General features: G+C 71.8%; 11 protein-coding genes and 1 pseudogene. 5 read left to right on the forward strand and 7 right to left on the reverse strand.

Features of this window, described 5'->3' with window-relative positions; genetic code table 11:
* Position 1: 1 nt before the first annotated feature.
* The 4 genes from ACIQBL_RS09795 to ACIQBL_RS09810 form a co-directional block, all read right to left on the reverse strand.
* Complete coding sequence (locus ACIQBL_RS09795; RefSeq protein ID WP_401938844.1) at positions 2–1261, reverse strand: nucleotide sugar dehydrogenase; 1260 nt, start codon at positions 1259–1261, stop codon at positions 2–4.
* Positions 1261–2031: a WecB/TagA/CpsF family glycosyltransferase gene (locus ACIQBL_RS09800; protein WP_401938846.1), complete on the reverse strand. Its 771-nt coding sequence runs from the start codon at positions 2029–2031 to the stop codon at positions 1261–1263. The genes ACIQBL_RS09795 and ACIQBL_RS09800 overlap by 1 nt, the downstream gene beginning before the upstream one ends.
* Positions 2028–3200 carry a hypothetical protein gene (locus tag ACIQBL_RS09805; protein WP_401938848.1) on the reverse strand — a complete coding sequence of 391 codons (1173 nt, stop codon included), beginning with the start codon at positions 3198–3200 and terminating at the stop codon, positions 2028–2030. The genes ACIQBL_RS09800 and ACIQBL_RS09805 overlap by 4 nt, the downstream gene beginning before the upstream one ends.
* A 267-nt stretch (positions 3201–3467) precedes the next feature.
* Positions 3468–4067 carry an acyltransferase gene (locus ACIQBL_RS09810; protein WP_401938851.1) on the reverse strand — a complete coding sequence of 200 codons (600 nt, stop codon included), beginning with the start codon at positions 4065–4067 and terminating at the stop codon, positions 3468–3470.
* A 408-nt stretch (positions 4068–4475) separates the two neighbouring features.
* Between ACIQBL_RS09810 and ACIQBL_RS09815 the strand changes: the two are divergent.
* Positions 4476–4708, forward strand: a pseudogene (locus ACIQBL_RS09815) (chitinase); the annotation flags it as partial.
* Positions 4709–4988: 280 nt separating this feature from the next.
* Here ACIQBL_RS09815 and ACIQBL_RS09820 read toward each other — a convergent pair.
* Complete coding sequence (locus ACIQBL_RS09820; RefSeq protein ID WP_401938853.1) at positions 4989–7298, reverse strand: ATP-binding protein; 2310 nt, start codon at positions 7296–7298, stop codon at positions 4989–4991.
* A 164-nt stretch (positions 7299–7462) separates the two neighbouring features.
* Positions 7463–8617, reverse strand: a complete 1155-nt coding sequence (locus tag ACIQBL_RS09825; RefSeq protein ID WP_401938855.1) for a Gfo/Idh/MocA family protein — start codon at positions 8615–8617, stop codon at positions 7463–7465.
* Positions 8618–8737: 120 nt separating this feature from the next.
* On the opposite strand from ACIQBL_RS09825, the gene ACIQBL_RS09830 reads away from it, so the two are divergent.
* The 4 genes from ACIQBL_RS09830 (at position 8738) to ACIQBL_RS09845 (ending at position 14026) form a co-directional block, all read left to right on the forward strand.
* Positions 8738–9742 carry a LacI family DNA-binding transcriptional regulator gene (locus ACIQBL_RS09830; protein WP_401938857.1) on the forward strand — a complete coding sequence of 335 codons (1005 nt, stop codon included), beginning with the start codon at positions 8738–8740 and terminating at the stop codon, positions 9740–9742.
* 25 nt (positions 9743–9767) lie between these two features.
* Positions 9768–10748, forward strand: a complete 981-nt coding sequence (locus tag ACIQBL_RS09835) for a dipeptidase (protein WP_401938860.1) — start codon at positions 9768–9770, stop codon at positions 10746–10748.
* 71 nt (positions 10749–10819) lie between these two features.
* Positions 10820–12175, forward strand: coding sequence for an MATE family efflux transporter (locus ACIQBL_RS09840; protein ID WP_401938862.1), 1356 nt, complete (start codon positions 10820–10822; stop codon positions 12173–12175).
* 837 nt (positions 12176–13012) lie between these two features.
* Positions 13013–14026, forward strand: coding sequence for a glycoside hydrolase family 26 protein (locus tag ACIQBL_RS09845; RefSeq protein ID WP_401938864.1), 1014 nt, complete (start codon positions 13013–13015; stop codon positions 14024–14026).
* Positions 14027–14094: 68 nt separating this feature from the next.
* Here the strand turns inward: ACIQBL_RS09845 and ACIQBL_RS09850 are convergent, their stop codons facing one another.
* On the reverse strand, positions 14095–15207 hold the full coding sequence (locus ACIQBL_RS09850) for an arabinogalactan endo-beta-1,4-galactanase (protein ID WP_401938865.1): 1113 nt from the start codon (positions 15205–15207) through the stop codon (positions 14095–14097).
* Positions 15208–15548 lie beyond the last annotated feature (341 nt).

The following is a 15548-nucleotide window of genomic DNA, read 5'->3' on the forward strand; positions in this document are numbered from 1 at the left end:
TTCAGAGCACCTCGATCGTGGGTCCGGCCGCCAGCCGCCGCCGGCAGTCGAGGACGAAGGGGGCGTGTTCGGCGACGAGTTCGTAGTCGAAGGCGTCGTGGTCGGTGAGCAGGACCACCACGTCGGCCGCGGCCAGCTCCTCCGGACCGGGCTCGACCCGCACCAACCGCGTGTCCACCGGCAGGCTTTCGACCACGTGCGGGTCGGCCGCCCTGACCTGGGCCCCCATGTCGAGCAGGAGTTGGGAGATGCGCAGCGCGGGCGACTCGCGGGCGTCACCGGTGTTCTTCTTGTAGGCGAGGCCGAGCAGCAGGATGCGCGAGCCGTTCACCGACCGGCGTCTCTCGTTGAACAAGTCGCTGATACGGCGGGTCACATACTCCGGCATGTGGTTGTTGATGTCGTTGGCCAGCTCCACGAAGCGGAAGCTCTGGCCGAGTTCGCGCTGCACCCGCCACGACAGGTAGGAGGGGTCGATCGGCAGGCAGTGACCGCCGACGCCCGGTCCGGGCGTGAACTTCATGAAGCCGAACGGCTTGGAGGACGCGGCGTCGATGGCCTGCCAGACGTCGATGTCCAGGTGGTGGGCGAACATCGCGATCTCGTTGACCAGGGCGATGTTCACATGCCGGAAGGTGTTCTCCAGCAGCTTGGCCAGCTCGGCCTCCTTCGGCGAGTTCACCGGCACGGTGGTGTCGACGAGTTGGCCGTAGAAGTCCTGAACCGCCTTGAGGGAGGACTCGTTGACGCCGGAGACGACCTTCGGGGTCTCCTTGAAACCCCAGACCGCGTTCCCCGGGTCGATCCGCTCCGGGCTGTAGCCCAGGTGGAAGTCCTTGCCCGCGGTGAGGCCCGAACCCTCCTCCAGGAGCGGCGCGAACAGCTCCTGGGTGGTGCCGGGATAGGTCGTCGACTCCAGGACGACGGTGGCTCCCGGGCGCAGATAGCGGGCGAGGGTGACCGCCGACTCCCGGATGTACCGCAGGTCGGGGGTGCCCTCGTGCAGCGGGGTCGGCACGGTCACCACGGCGATGTCGAAACCGCCGCAGTCGCGCGCCGACTCGCTGGGGCGGTAGGCGCCGCTGTCCAGCGCCGCGCGGATCCGCTCGGAGGAGACGTCCTCGACGAAGGACTCACCGGCGGCCAGGCTCTTGATCCGCCGGGCGTCGACGTCGTAGCCGACCACCTCGTGTCCGACCTCGGCGGCGCGGACGGCCAGCGGCAGGCCGACGTATCCCTGTCCCACCACGACGACGCGCATCAACGGCTCCTGTTCACGGGCGTGGGCGACGGGGTGAGCCGGATCAGCTCGCGGGCCGTCATGAGAAGGAAGGCGGCGTTGGTGGTGAGGTAGCGCCGGCCCAGGCGGCGCGGTTCCTGGAGCGCGCGGTAGAGCCACTCGACTCCCCAGCGCTGCCAGGACTCAGGGGCCCGCTTGGTGACGCCGGCCAGGATGTCGAAGGAGCCGCCGACCCCGTGCACGACACGGGCGCCGGTGCGGGCGCCGTGCGCGGCGGTGAAGATCTCCTTCTTCGGCGAGGTCATGCCGAGGAACAGCATCCGGGCGCCGCTGCGTGCGATGTCGTCGGCTATGGACTCCTGTTGGGAGTCGTCGAAGTAGCCGTTGCGGCTGCCCGCCACCTTGAGGCCGGGGAAGCGGTCGGCCACCCGGAGCAGCATCTGCTCCAGTACCTCCTCCTTGGCGCCGAGGAAGTACACCGACATGCCCGCCGACTCCGCCTCGGCCAGCAGGCGCAGGAACAGGTCGATGCCCGCGACCCGTTCGGGCAGTGGGGCGCGCAGTACCCGGCCGGCCCAGACCACGGCCTGTCCGTCGGCGAGGACGAGATCGCAGCCGGCCACGGCGTCGGCGAGCCGCTGGTCGCGCCGCATGTTCACCAGCTTCGCGGCGTTGACCACGCCGATCTCCAACTGCCTTCCGTCCCGCACCGCTTCGAGGCAGCGCTCGACGGTCTCGTCCATGGTCAGCGGGTCCAGCTCGACCCCGAACAGGACCTGACGCCCCGTCATATCCGGCCCCCCTGCCAGGCGTGCAGCATCCAGCCGAACTCGTACGGCCGGCATTCCCGGTCCACGGCCACCGGCGGGTACACCCGGTCCAGCGACTTCAGCCCGAGGCCCGGAACGACCCGGGTGGTGAGTCCGCGGGCGGCGCGTACGGCCTTCTTCGGGTCGCCCCGGTAGACCTTGCGCCAGGTGGCGCCGAGCTCGTCGAGGATCAACGGTTCGCGTTTCTCCGGGCGTACGGCCAGTTCGGGTACGTCCGTCATCCAGCGCAGGCCCTTGCGGATCGCCGCGCCGAAGTCGGAGCCGCCGGCGTCGGTCAGGTCGAAGAGGGCCGTCGGGGCCATCGCGTGCTGGTGGACGCTGTAGACGGGGTAGCCCTCCACCGCGCCGCCGGTGCGCGCGTCGTAGTGCCACCACCACTGTCCGCCGTCGCCCTGGAGTTCGCAGATGCGCGCCGCGCACGCCTCGGCCGCGGCCAGCGCCTCCGGGTCGCCGTCCCCGTCGCCGCTCGCGTGGGCGCGGGCCAGGGCCTGGAGCGGGTACGTCTGGTCGGCGAAGCAGCTCACATGGGTCCGGTACCAGGGCAGCAGACCGGGGCCGGTGGCGTGCGGGAACAGGGGGCTGTCCCCGATCCGGGCCCGCAGCAGCCGGTCGCGGGCCACGGTGAAACGTCTCTCCACGTCGACCGTGTCCCGGGCCGCCGCGAGGGCGGACAGCACCCACGCCGCCTCGACGGTGTACTGCGGCCGGCCCTCCTCGTCCAGGGCGTCGACCTGCGCGAGGGCGTCGGACAGCTTGGGGTGTCCGGTCTCGGCGGCGGCCCAGGCGATGAGCGCCGCGTCACCGAGGTTGGTCACCGCGGGCAGCGACTCGATCAGCAGACCCGTGAACTCCTCGGCGGTGCGCCCGCCGAGCGCCGCGCGCTGCCGGTCCTCGGGGAGGAAGCGGACCCCGAGCGCGGTGATGGCCGCGTACCGGGTGCTGGTCCCGCGCCGCTCCAGGGTCCAGGAACCGTCGGGTGCCCGCCGCCCGGCCATGGTGAAGGCGAAGGCCTCACCGCCGGGGAGCAGCATGGACGGAAGCCCCGACTCGGCGACCGCGAGGAGTCGTTGGGCGAGTGCGAGCAGCGGCGGTTCCTCGTGGCCGAGCGCCGCCAGGCGTGTGATGGTCATCGGTCGGACACACCAACCCCCCTGTGGGTCCTGTGTTGTGGACAGACTGGCGATCGCCGCGGCGCGAACTGGCGCGCGGCGCACAGCAGATGGCAGATGTCAGACGGCGGAGCGGTTGCCGCTCCTCGCTTCAGGCACAGGTGTCCCCCACCCGGTAACCCCCCTGGGCACGACTGGTCTGTGCGCTCATTGTGCCTGGTCTGCACAGATCGCACACATGTTATGCCGGTAGATGTTCGATGAATTGCGTTTTGAGAGCGACAGCAGTCATGCGCGTTCCATGAGTTCGCCGTCCTTCTCGTCGTACAGCTCGCCCGTCTCGGGACACTCCCAGCCGCCCGGCTCGCCGTCCCGTTCGACCAGCCGGACGCCGGCCCGGCCGACCCAGCCGATCCGGCGCGCCGGAACCCCGGCCACGAGCGCGAAGTCCGGCACGTCCCGGGTCACCACGGCCCCCGCCGCGACCAGCGCCCACCGTCCGACGCGCACCGGCGCCACACACACCGAACGGGCCCCCAGCGACGCCCCCTCGGCGACCACCACCGCCACGGCCTGCCAGTCGTCACCGCGCTTCAGCCGGCCCTGCGGGTCCACCGAGCGGGGGAAGTAGTCGTTGGTGAGCACCGCCGCCGGGCCCACGAACACCCCGTCGCCGAGCACCGCGGGTTCGTATACCAAGGCGTAGTTCTGGAGCTTCACGTTGTCGCCGATCCGCACCCCCGGGCCGACGTACGCCCCCCGGCCCACGATGCACCCGCTGCCCAGCCGGGCGTCCTCCCGGATCTGGGCCAGATCCCAGACCGTCGTCCCGTCGCCGACCGCGGCCGTCTCGTCGACCTGAGCGGTCGGCTGGATTCTGAAGCTCACTGGGCTGAACCTTTCGTCTCGTCCGGGACGGAGGGGAGGCGTCGTCGTCGACGGCCCCCCGTGCGGCACAGTTGACCACGACCCGGGGCCGGTGCGCACCGGTGCCGTCCGCGTCTGTGATGTCGGAATTGAGCCATCGTTCGTCCGCCCGCCGACAGAGCCCCAAGGCGTACGACCCGAGGCTGACGCGCGGCGCGGACATCGACCGCGGGCCCGATGCCGCCCGTCACCGGCACCCTGGACGTGTCCGGCGCCGGCCTCTAGGGGGCGCCGTTGGTCGAGATCGGCCAAAACGGCACCCTCGCCTGGACGCACGGTGCGAGCGACGCCCAACCACCCGAGCCCGACGGTCACGGACGGGACGGAGATCGACGCGTCACCGGCGGCCCTGTCGTTCCGCACCAGCCAGGGGTGGCCTGGAAGACCGCGCTCTGGTACGGGAACACCCGGAGCGGCCCCGGCAGCACGACCCCGCACAACGCGATGGTCAACGGCGCCGGCTTCGGCCAGACCATCCGCAGCATCAACGGCTCGGTGGAGTGCGACGGGAAGAGCCCCGCCCAGGTGCAGAGCCGCCTGGACGCCTACCAGCGGTTCACGTCGATCCTCGGCACCACCCCGGGGCCAACCTCTACTGCTGAGAGCGCGGCACGGGCACCGGCCGGACGGAGGGCTGCCCCCGCCGACAGGGGCAGCCCCGCGCGACGTACCGCCAGGGGAGGTGCGGTGACGGGCGCCTTGCCATGACAGCCGTGGGGTTGACCAACACTGCCGGCACCCGCGACCTCCGTTCCCCTGGCGGTGGGACCAGCTTGGCGGGCCGGGCGGGGGCGTAGGGCGGGAAATCCCGGAGATCGGTGCACGTAGTCGCCGACGCCGGCCTCGGGCGGGGGTACCTAGGTATCGGACATGCCCGGATACCTACGCCGACGCGCTCCCGCCGGGCCGTGCCGCCGCCAGGATCTCGGTACGGGAGGCGATACCGAGTTTGGCCAGGATGTGCTCGACATGGGCGTCCACGGTGCGTTTGGAGATGACGAGCCGTTCGGCGATCTCCCGGTTGGACAGGCCCTGGGTGACGAGCGCGGCTACCTCGCGTTCGCGGCGGGTGAGGGGGTCGGCCGGGCGGTTGTCGGAGGGGGCGGGGCGGGTCGCGGGGATGCCGGGTGGTTCGTCCGCGTCGGTGCGTACGGCGTCCAGCAGTTCGCGGCCGGACATGCGGGCTCCCGCCTCCCGCCACCGTTCGTACTGTTCGGAGCCCAACGCCGTCCGCACCGCCCGCTGTTGTGACTCCTGCTCCTCCAGCAGCCGGGGCAGCATGCCGACCGGGTCGCCGCCCAGCCGTCGCGCGTGCTCCGCGTAGCCCAGCAGCCAGCAGGCGCGCACGTACCGCTGCTCTCCGGCCGCGTGCCAGGCGAGCCCCAGGGACGCGAGCGCCGCCACGAGCACCTCGCCGATCTCGCTCGCCGCCTCCAGCCCCCGGCACAACGCCACCGCGCTCTCCTCGGGCCGCCCGACGAGCCACAGGATGACGCCCTGCACGGTGAGCGTGGAACCGTACAACTGGCGCTCGCCCCGGCCCTCCAGATACGCCAGGCCCGTCCCGCACCACTCCAGCGCCAGGTCCGTGAAGCCCAACGCCGCGTACAGCAGGGCCCCTTCGTAGTGGACGACACCGATGCCCAGCGCGTCGTCCGCCGCGACCATCCGCTCACGGACCGCGCCGAGCGCCGCCATCCCCTCCTCCACGGCCCCGCCGAGCACGGTCATCGCGCCCAGATAGCCCTCGCTGAACAGCTCCACCCGGCTCTCGCCGATGCGCCGGGCCACCTCCAGGGCCTGCGGGAACCGGTCCGACGCGGTCTCCAGATCGGCCGTCCACACCCCGAACACCCCGGTCATGAACAGCGCCCAGGCCCGCGCGGGGGAGTCCCGCGGGACGAGACCGAGCCCCTTGTCGATCCAGTACCGGCCCTCCGACAGCGTTCCCGCCGCCCGCCAGTACGCCCCGAGCCGCGTCGCCAGCCACAGCGCGTCGCCCGCCCGCCCCTCGGTGGCGCAGCCGTACTCCAGGGCCGCCCGTACGTCGGCGATCTCCGCGCGCACGGCGTGGTGCAGCCGCACCTGGGCCGGGCCCACCAGGCCGTCCCAGAAACGGGAGACGAGTTCCTCGTAGTGGGCGAAGTGCCGTTGGCGTACGGCCTCGGCGCCCGCGCCCTCGCTCTCCGCGAGGCGACCGGTGCCGTACTCGCGGATGGTGTCCAGGAGGCGGTAGCGGCGGCCGTCCTCCCCGATGCGCTGGACGACCGACTTGTCGACAAGCCCGATCAGTGCCTCGACGACCTGCTCGCCGTCGAGATCGCCGTCCGCGCACACCCGCTCGGCGGCGGACAGTTCGAAGGAACCGGCGAACACCGAAAGGCGCGCCCACAGGAGTTTCTCCTGCGGTGTGCACAGGTCGTAGGACCAGTCGACGGCCGCGCGCAGGGTCTGGTGCCGGGTGAGCGCGGTGCGCCGGCCGCCGGTCAGGACCTCGCAGTGCCGGTCCAGACGGGCGACGAGTTCGGAGAGGGGTACGGCCCGCAGCCGTACGGCGGCGAGTTCGAGGGCGAGGGGGATGCCGTCGAGGCGGTCGACGAGCGCGAGGAGGCTCTCCCGGTCGGCGCCGTCGAGCGCGGGTCCGCCGGTGACGGCCGCGGCGCGCCGCACGAACAGGTCGACGGCGTCGGCGCGGGCCAGCGGGGTGATCGGGAGACAGCGCTCGCCGGGCACGTCCAGCGGCTGCCTGCTGGTGGCGAGCACGCTCAGCCCGGCGGCCTCGCGCAGCAGGATGTCGCAGAGCATCGCGCACGCGTCGACCAGGTGCTCGCACGTGTCGAGGACGATCAACATCCGCCGGCCGCGCAGGTGTTCCACGATGGCGTCCAACGGCGTCATACCGGACTGCTCGGGCAGCTCCAGCACGCCCGCGAGCGTCGGCGGCACCAACTCCGGGTCGTGCAGGGCCGACAGCTCCACCAGCCGCACCCCGTCCGGGAACCGGTCCGTGACCGCGCGGGCCGCCCGCAGTGCCGTACGGCTCTTGCCCACACCGCCCGGACCGACCAGCGTGACCAGCCGGGACCGTGCCAACTCCGCGTGCAGCAGCGCGAGTTCGTCGGTGCGTCCGACGAAGCTGGTCAACTCCACCGGGAGTTGACCGCCCCGCCGCTGTCCGAAGCCGTATCCCATGCCGCCCCCATACCCGTCCGCCAACCGGTCACCACCGCGCAGGGTCACCACAGCGTAGGCGAGTGACTCCCCAGCGTGAACGGTAGTCGAGTCCGGCAGGTGGGCGCGAGATCGCGCCGGTGGCGCAGTGCGGGGGCGCGCCGATCAGGTGAGGTGCGCGCCCCTCACGCCGGGCTCATCCAGGTGCCGGTCTCGGCGGAGCGCACCATGGCGTCCACAACCGCCGCGCTGCGTACGGCGTCCGGGAGCGTGGCGCCGTACGGCTTGCCCTCGGCGACGGACCTCAGGAAGCGGTACGCCTCGATCACCTTGAGGTCGTCGTAGCCCATCGCGTTCGCCGCGCCCGGCTGGAACGCGCCGAACTCGCCGTCGCCCGGGCCGACATACACGGTGGTGACGGGCTGGTCCTGGTACGTGGTGCCGCGGCTGACGGCCAGTTCGTTCATCCGGCGGAAGTCCCAGAAGACCGCGCCCTTGGTGCCGTGCACCTCGAAGCCGTAGTTGTTCTGCTCGCCGACCGAGACCCGGCAGGCCTCCAGGACACCCCGGGCGCCGGAGGCGAAGCGCAGCAGGCAGTTGACGTAGTCCTCGTTCTCGACCGGGCCCAACTCGCCCCCGGTGGCCAGGGCGTGGCCTGCGGTCGCGCCGGTGGGGCGGGCCCGCCGGGGCAGGAAGATCGCGGTGTCGGCGGCGAGGGAGGTGATGTCGCCGAGCAGGTACCGGGCCAGGTCGGCGCCGTGCGAGGCCAGGTCGCCCAGCACTCCGTGGCCGCCGCGCTCCAGCTCGTAGCGCCAGGTCAGGGCGCCGTCCGGGTGGGCCGCGTAGTCGCTGAAGAGGCGGACGCGGAGGTGGGTGACCGTGCCCAGCTCGCCGGAGGCGATCAGGTCGCGGGCGGCCTCCACGGCGGGCGCGTTGCGGTAGTTGAAGCCGACCGAGCCCTGGACGCCCGCCTTCGTGACCGCGTCGGCCACGGCGGACGCGTCCGCCGTCGACAGGCCCACCGGCTTCTCGATCCAGATGTGCTTGCCGGCCTCCGCCATCGCGACGCCGATCTCGCGGTGCAGGAAGTTCGGCGCGGTGATGCTCACCGCCCGCACGCGCGGATCGGCGACCACCTCGCGCCAGTCGCGGGTCGTGGAGTCGAAGCCGAACTGCCCGGCGGCCTGTTCCGCCCGCCCCGGCACGTCCTCGGCGACCGTCACGAGCCGCGGTCGCAGGGGCAGCTGCGGAAAGTGGTGCGGGACACGGGCGTACGCCTGGGTGTGCACCCGCCCCATCCATCCGAAGCCCACGACGGCAACACCGAGCGAGGTCACCATGACTGCCCTTCTTTGGACCGGTCCAGAAGCTGTTCCCGTCACACTGGAACCCGTTCGTCCTTATGTCAATACCTTTCCGCTCCTTTGACAGACAGCCGGATGGCATGGAACGGTCCAACCATGAGAGCTCCGACCATCCGCGACGTCGCCGAACGGGCGGGTGTGTCGAAGTCCCTGGTCTCCCTGGTGCTGCGCGGCTCCGAGCAGGTGCGCCCGGAGAAACGGCAGGCGGTGCTGACGGCCGTCGAGGAACTCGGCTACCGGCCCAACGCCGCCGCCCGCAGCCTCAGCGAGCGCCGCACCCGCTCGATCGGGATCCTGCTGAACGACCTGCGCAACCCCTGGTTCGTGGAACTCCTCGACGGCCTCGGCTCCCGCCTCCACGAGCGCGGTCTGCACATGCTCCTCGCCGACGGCCGCCTCAACCGGCGCCTCGGCGAGGACCTGACCCGCACCTTCACGGAACTGCGTGTCGACGGCCTGATCGCGGTCGGCACCCTCCCCGCCTCGGACGAGCTGCGCGCCGCCGCGACCCACATCCCCACCGTGGTCGCGGGCGCCCGCGAGCCGGTGCTGCCGCACGTCGACGTCGTCGCCGGCGACGACGAGCACGGCGCACGCCTCGCCACCGAGCACCTCGTCGACCTCGGCCACCGCCGCATCGCCCACATCGCCGGCCAGGGTGTCGTCGGCGAACTGCGCCGCGCCGGTTTCGAGACGGTCGTCCACGCACACGGCCTGACCGATCTCGCGACGGTCGAACAGGGCGACCTGACCGAGGAGGGCGGCTACCGCGCCATGGTCCGCCTGCTCAACGCCCCCGAGCCGCCGACCGCCGTCTTCGCCTTCAACGACATCGCCTGCGTCGGCGCCCTGTCGGCGGCCGAGGAGTCGGGCCTCCAGGTCCCCCGGGACCTCTCCCTCGTCGGCTACGACAACACGTACCTGGCCCGGCTACGACACCTGTGGCTCACCACGGTCGACAACGCCAGCCACGACATCGGCCGCCGCGCCGCGCAGCACCTCCTCGATCGGATGGCGGACCCGGGACGCGCGGGGCAGACGGTGCTGTCGGCGCCGAGGCTGGAGGTGCGGGGGACGACGGGGCCGCCCTCGACGGCGTAGTCCCGGCACGGGCATGATCCATACCGTGTCGAAGGAAACCTCGGAAGCGCCCCGCCCGCCCCTGCTCTGGGAGCAGCACTGCTGCCTGCCGCTGGAGAAGCACGCCGACGTCGGCGAACTGGCCCGCTACCGCAGGCCGGGCGGCAGCTTCGTCTCGGTCAACGTGGGGTACGCGCCGCACGGCGCCGACGACGTCACCGGTCTGGTGGCGAGTTGGCGGGAGCGGATCGCCGGGGACGGCCGACTGCGGTTGGTCGCGACTGTCGACGACATCGACGAGGCCGGGCGGGCCGGGGACGTGGCGGTCGCCTTCGACCTGGAGGATTCCGGGCCCCTGGAAGGGGAGTTGGACCGGGTAAGGCACTTCTACGACCTCGGCGTGCGCACCATGCTGCCGAGCTACAACACCCGCAACGCGGCCGGCGGCGGTTGCCTCGACGAGGTCGACGAGGGGCTCACCGCCTACGGGCGGGCGCTGGTAAGGGAGTTGAACGCCGTCGGCATGGTCGTGGACGGCTCGCACTGCGGAGCCCGTACCGGTCTCGACCTGTGCGAGGTGTCCCAACAGCCCGTCGTCTACAGCCACTCCAGCATGCGCGCGGTGTGGGACCACCCGCGCAACGTCACCGACGAACAGGCCAGGGCGTGCGCCGCCACGGGCGGGGTCGTCGGCATCACCGGCGTCGGGATCTTCCTGGGCCCCAACGACGCCTCCGTCGACGCGCTCGTACGGCACATCGACCACGCCGTCGACCTCGTCGGTCCGGAACACGTGGGTGTGTCCACCGACTACCCCTTCGACGAAGGGGACTTCAACGCGATGCTCGCACAGAGCCCGGAGCTGTTCCCCGACTGCTACACCCGCTGGGGACCGATCGACTTCATGCCCCCGGAGGGCCTGTTGACCGTCGAGGGCGCGCTGCGTGCGCGGGGATACCCCGAGGACGCCGTCGCCGCGATCCTGGGCGGCAACTTCCGGCGCGTGGCCGCGCAGGTGTGGCGGTAGGGCGCAACCGGCATGCGGAGTTGGGGAGTTGAGTGGAAGGATGGGTGGCTGTGAGCGGGCGCGGCGCATTCATGACGATCACCGGAGCCGCCGCGCCGCTGTACGTGACCACCCTCGCCGCCTCGGCCGGCTCGCTCGTCGACACCGCGTTGCTGGGCCGGCACGCCACCGTGTCGCTGGCCGCGTTCGCCGTGACGATCGCGGTGTTCAGCCCGGCCACCGCCACCGTGGCGGGCGCGTTGCGCGGCGTGATGCCGTTCGTCGCGCCCCACCGGGACGACCCCGAAGGGCTGTTGCCGCTGGTGCGCAGCGGGATGTGGCTGGCGTTCGCCGTGGGCGGGGCATGCGCGGCGGCGGTCGCCGCGGTGCCGCTGCTCGGCGGGGCGTTCGGGGTCCCGGACGCCGTGCTCGACCAACTCGGGGTGTTTCCCTGGATGTTGGCGGGCAGCGTGCTGCTGATCGCCGTCAACTCGTCGGCCACGTCCGTGCTTGTCGCGCTGGGGCGCTCGGCGCGGGTGATGCGGTCCGGGCTCGTGGGGACCGCCGTGTCCGTGGTGTTGTCGGTGCTGCTGGTCGGGGGACCGGGACCACTGCCGAGCCTCGGACTGACGGGCGCCGGCGCGGCCATGCTCGCCTCCGCTCTGGTCGGCGCCGGCCTCAACCAGTACGCGCTGCGCCGCCGCACGGTACTCGCCGGACGCCCGATCCGACCCGGCCGGCCCGATCCGCGCGAGGTGCTGCGGCTGGCCCGGGTCGGCGTGCCGCTCGGCGCGACCGTACTGGTGAAGTTCTCGGTGCTGGGCGTGCTGACCTTCGCCGCCGCCCGCATCGGCACCGACAGCGCCGCCGTGCACAGCGTCTCCGAGTCCCTGGTGAACGTCGTCTTCAGCGCCGCGGTGGCCGTCGGCCAGGCCACGGTGCCGCTGATCGCCGGTTACGCCGAGGAGTGCGACCTCGCCCGCATCCGCCGCAGCGTGACGGCCGGCTTCGGCGTCGCCCTGTGCGCGGTCGTCGCCCTCGGGACCGTCCTGGTCGTACTGCGGGACCCGGTGATCGGCCTGTTCACCAGGAGCCCGGGCCTGGCGGACCAGGTGGTACGACTGTTGCCGCTGGTCCTCGTGGTGGTCGTCACCGACGCCCTCCAGGCCGTGGCGGGCTTCGCCCTCGTGGGCCTCAAGCGCACGGTGCCGAGCCTGGTGTCCACGGCGGTGTGGTTCGGCGCGCTGGCGGCCCTCGCCGTCCCGCTCGCCGACGCGGCGGGCCTGACCGGCCTGTGGACCGCACTGGCCTGCGCGAACCTGCTCCAGGCGGTGACCAAGTTCGTGTCCTTCCGGCGGCACAGTGCCCGGATCATCGGCGCGGCCGACCCGGCGGTCGTGCGGGACGGGGACGCCGGCGCGGTGCGGGACCTGCGGCCGGAGCGCTGAACACCCGTCGAGGGACGCGGGTCAGGGATACGGACTCGGGTACCGTCGGGCGCCTTGGCGCTGCGCGGTCTCTCGCCGTGGGCCAGACGGTCCGCGCCCGGTCGCACGGCCGGCGTTCGGCGCCGGGCCGGTCGCCGGCCCCGGCGTAGGAATGCCCCACCAGAACCGCAGGCCTGTCCTGCGCGTCGCGGCGTCCCAACTCGCCCCGGGAGCCACATAGTTGTTGGAGCCCGGAGCCCGGAGCCCGGAGCCCGGAGCCCGGAGCCCGGAGCCCGGAGCCCGGAGCCCGGAGCCCGGAGCCCGGAGCCCGGAGCCCGGAGCCCGGCAGCCCGGCAGCCCGGCAGCCCGGCAGCCCGGCAGCCCGGCAGCCCGGCAGCCCGGCAGCCCGGCAGCCCGGCAGCCCGGCAGCCCGGCGCCGGGCGGCGGCACCCACCCCCGCCCCGGTTCCGCTCCGCGCAGCCCATGACATCCCGCCGGCCGCTCGGGCCCCGGTTCGCCAAGGATCCCGCGCACCAGGTCCCCGTGCCGCCCCGCCGGCCACCCCTCCGTCTCCGTCACCGTCACCGCCTCCGCCCCCTCGTTCCTCGCCCCCGGAGCGGACCGATCGCGCAGCGGCAGCGAGTCGTGCGAGTCCGGCCAGTCCAGGAACTGGATGGACACGAATCCGCCCTCCGCGTACTCCCCTCATGTCGCGAATGGCGTGCTACGTCATGTTCCGCCCCGCGCTGGTACGTTGCTCGGGCGCCGGAGCCGCCCGCCGCCGCCCCACGCACCCCCCACCCAGACACTCACCCCCCGCCCTCACCCCCGCACCCCGGTTAGAAGGAGAGGCGTCCAGTGGCCCCGCACGGGACGCGCCGCAGCCTGTCGGCCCTGTTCACCGTCGTCCTCACGTTCGTCCTGCTGGCCGTACCGGCCTGCGTACCCGGCGTGGAGGCACCGCCCCCGCCCGTGCGAACGGCGCCCGCACACCAGTCCGACCCGCGGACGGCCTACGGCGCCTACGTCGGCTACGGTGCCGACGCCGTGCGGCGGGTCGCGGGGTTCGGTGCCTGGCTGGGGCGGCCCGAGCCCCGGGTGGGGCACGCGTATCTGCCCGGTGACACCTGGGGCGACATCGAGGGCGTCTCCAGCGACCTGGACCAGTGGGCCGAGTGGCGCCGGGCAGAGCAGGACCGCCTGCTGGTCCTCAACGTGCCGATGCTGGACCGCAACGAGGCACACCTCCCCGACGACGTGGTCCGCGCCGAACTGGGGGACGGGGCGGACGGACGCTACGACGACCACTTCCGCGCACTCGCCGAGCGGCTGGTCCAACTCGGCGCCCCCGACACCGAGATCGTCCTCGGCTGGGAGATGAACGGCATCACCTACAGCCACCGCTGCGCGCCCGCACCCGACGCCTGGAAGCAGTACTGGACACGCATCGTCACGGCGATGCGATCCGTCCCCGGGCAGCACTTCCGCTTCGACTTCACACCCAACCGCGGCCTCGACGCGATCCCCTGGACCGACTGCTACCCCGGCGACCGCTGGGTCGACGTCATCGGCATGGACGCCTACGACGCCCCCCGAGGCCTGCCCTTCACCGACCAACTGACCGAGCCGTACGGGCTGTTGGCGCAGGCCGACTTCGCCCGCGCCCACCACAAGCTCATCGCCTACCCCGAGTGGGGCCTGTTCGACAACGGCGACAACCCCACCTACGTGCGCGGCATGCTCACCTGGATGGCCGGCCGACACCCGCTTTACCAGACCATCAGCGACTACTGCCCGCACGGCGTGTGGCGCTGCCGCGACAACCCCAGGTCCTCGGCCGTATACAGAGAACTGACGGATCATCAGCAGTAAGGGCGAACGGAGAACGGCACCGCCCGAGGGAGAGGGCGGTGCCGTTCGTGGGCCGTCGAACTACCCTGCTATGGCGTCCACTTCACGTTCGGGTTCACCTGGCCGGTCCAGTTGAAGATCGCCATGTTGTCCCAGCCGTCCCCACTGTTGGCGATGTCGGCCGGGTCCCAGCCGTTGCCCGCGACCGCGTACCAGGTCGGCTCCCAGTAGAAGACACCGATCGCACCCGCACTGCGGGCCGTGTTCTGCACGGCGGTGAACTCCGCGCCCTGGCCCGCCCAGGTGAGCGGATAGCCGGAGCACCCGGACGTGACCGAGTTCGCCGTGCTGTCCGCGTCGGACGAGGTGAACGGGTAGGCCGTCTCCGCGATGATGACGTCCTTGCCGTAACGGGACTTCATGTCGGAGACGACACTGCCCATGTTGGCCAGGGTGCCGTGCCACATGCAGTAGTACGACAGCCCGGTGATGTCCCAGTTGACGCCCTGCGCCTTGATGCCGTCGTAGAACCAGCGGGCGTTGGAGTCGCTGTCCGCGTCGGCGGTGTGGATGATCACCTGGGTGGAACTGTTGCACGCCTTGGTCGCGTTGTAGCCCGACTTCAGCAGCAGTGCGAGGTTGGTGAAGCTGTTGTTGACGACCTTGCCGTCGTCCCACAGCATGCCGACGTTGATCTCGTTGCCGATCTGCACGCTGTCCGGGGTGGTGCCCTGGGACTTGAGGCTGTTGCAGACGTCGTAGGTGTAGTTGTAGACGTCGGTCTGCAATGCGCTGATGCCGTGGCTCGACCAGGCCGCGGGCTTGTACTGCTTGCCCGGGTCGGCCCAGGTGTCCGAGTAGTGGAAGTCGACCAGCAGTTTCAGGCCCTTGGCCTTGACTTGCTTCGCGTACGCCAGCACCTTCGCCTTGTTGTTGTAGCCGCTGGCGGGGTTGTTCCAGATCCGCAGGCGCACGTAGTTGACGCCCGCGGCCTTGAGGATGTCCAGCGGGTCCTTGGCGGTCCCGCTGGAGTCGTAGTACTTGGCGCCGAGGTCGATCGCGCGCTGCGCGGAGGAGACATCGGCGCCGAGCATGGTGAGCGAGTTCGCGGCGGCGGCGTTCGTGGGGGTGAGCATCGCCGCCGGCAGGGCGACTGCGGCCAGCAGCAAGGCGGCCTTCACTATGCGGCCCGGGATTTTCACGGGGAACCCGACCTCCTTGGGTCGACTGACATGCGCATGCGGGTTGGGCTCTGAGAACGTTCACAGTAGGAGAGGTAACAGGCACTGTAAATATGTGTGTCGGTGGTATTTCCCGCAGTTGGTGGGCGTGATGTTCGTGCGAAGGGGATGGGAACGTACACAACCCGCTGCGCAGGGTGGTACCGCGGTACTACGCCCGCGCCCTCAACGGCCCCCCGGTACGACGGGTTCGGGACCCCCGCGCCCCTAGGGCGCGTATTGAGTCGTGATCAATGGGTGGTTCGGGTGAGGTCCTTGAGCCAGATCATCGAGGCGCGCAGGTGTAGGCCGGCGAGGTAGCT

It is taken from the genome of Streptomyces sp. NPDC088350, from assembly GCF_044753545.1.
GTDB lineage: Bacteria > Actinomycetota > Actinomycetes > Streptomycetales > Streptomycetaceae > Streptomyces.

Coding starts and splice junctions, on each gene's coding strand:
- ACIQBL_RS09795 (WP_401938844.1), bottom strand. CDS start 1,261: ATGCGCGTCGTCGTGGTGGGACAGGGATACGTCGGCCTGCCGCTGGCC.
- ACIQBL_RS09800 (WP_401938846.1), bottom strand. CDS start 2,031: ATGACGGGGCGTCAGGTCCTGTTCGGGGTCGAGCTGGACCCGCTGACC.
- ACIQBL_RS09805 (WP_401938848.1), bottom strand. CDS start 3,200: ATGACCATCACACGCCTGGCGGCGCTCGGCCACGAGGAACCGCCGCTG.
- ACIQBL_RS09820 (WP_401938853.1), bottom strand. CDS start 7,298: ATGGGATACGGCTTCGGACAGCGGCGGGGCGGTCAACTCCCGGTGGAG.
- ACIQBL_RS09825 (WP_401938855.1), bottom strand. CDS start 8,617: ATGGTGACCTCGCTCGGTGTTGCCGTCGTGGGCTTCGGATGGATGGGG.
- ACIQBL_RS09830 (WP_401938857.1), top strand. CDS start 8,738: ATGAGAGCTCCGACCATCCGCGACGTCGCCGAACGGGCGGGTGTGTCG.
- ACIQBL_RS09840 (WP_401938862.1), top strand. CDS start 10,820: ATGACGATCACCGGAGCCGCCGCGCCGCTGTACGTGACCACCCTCGCC.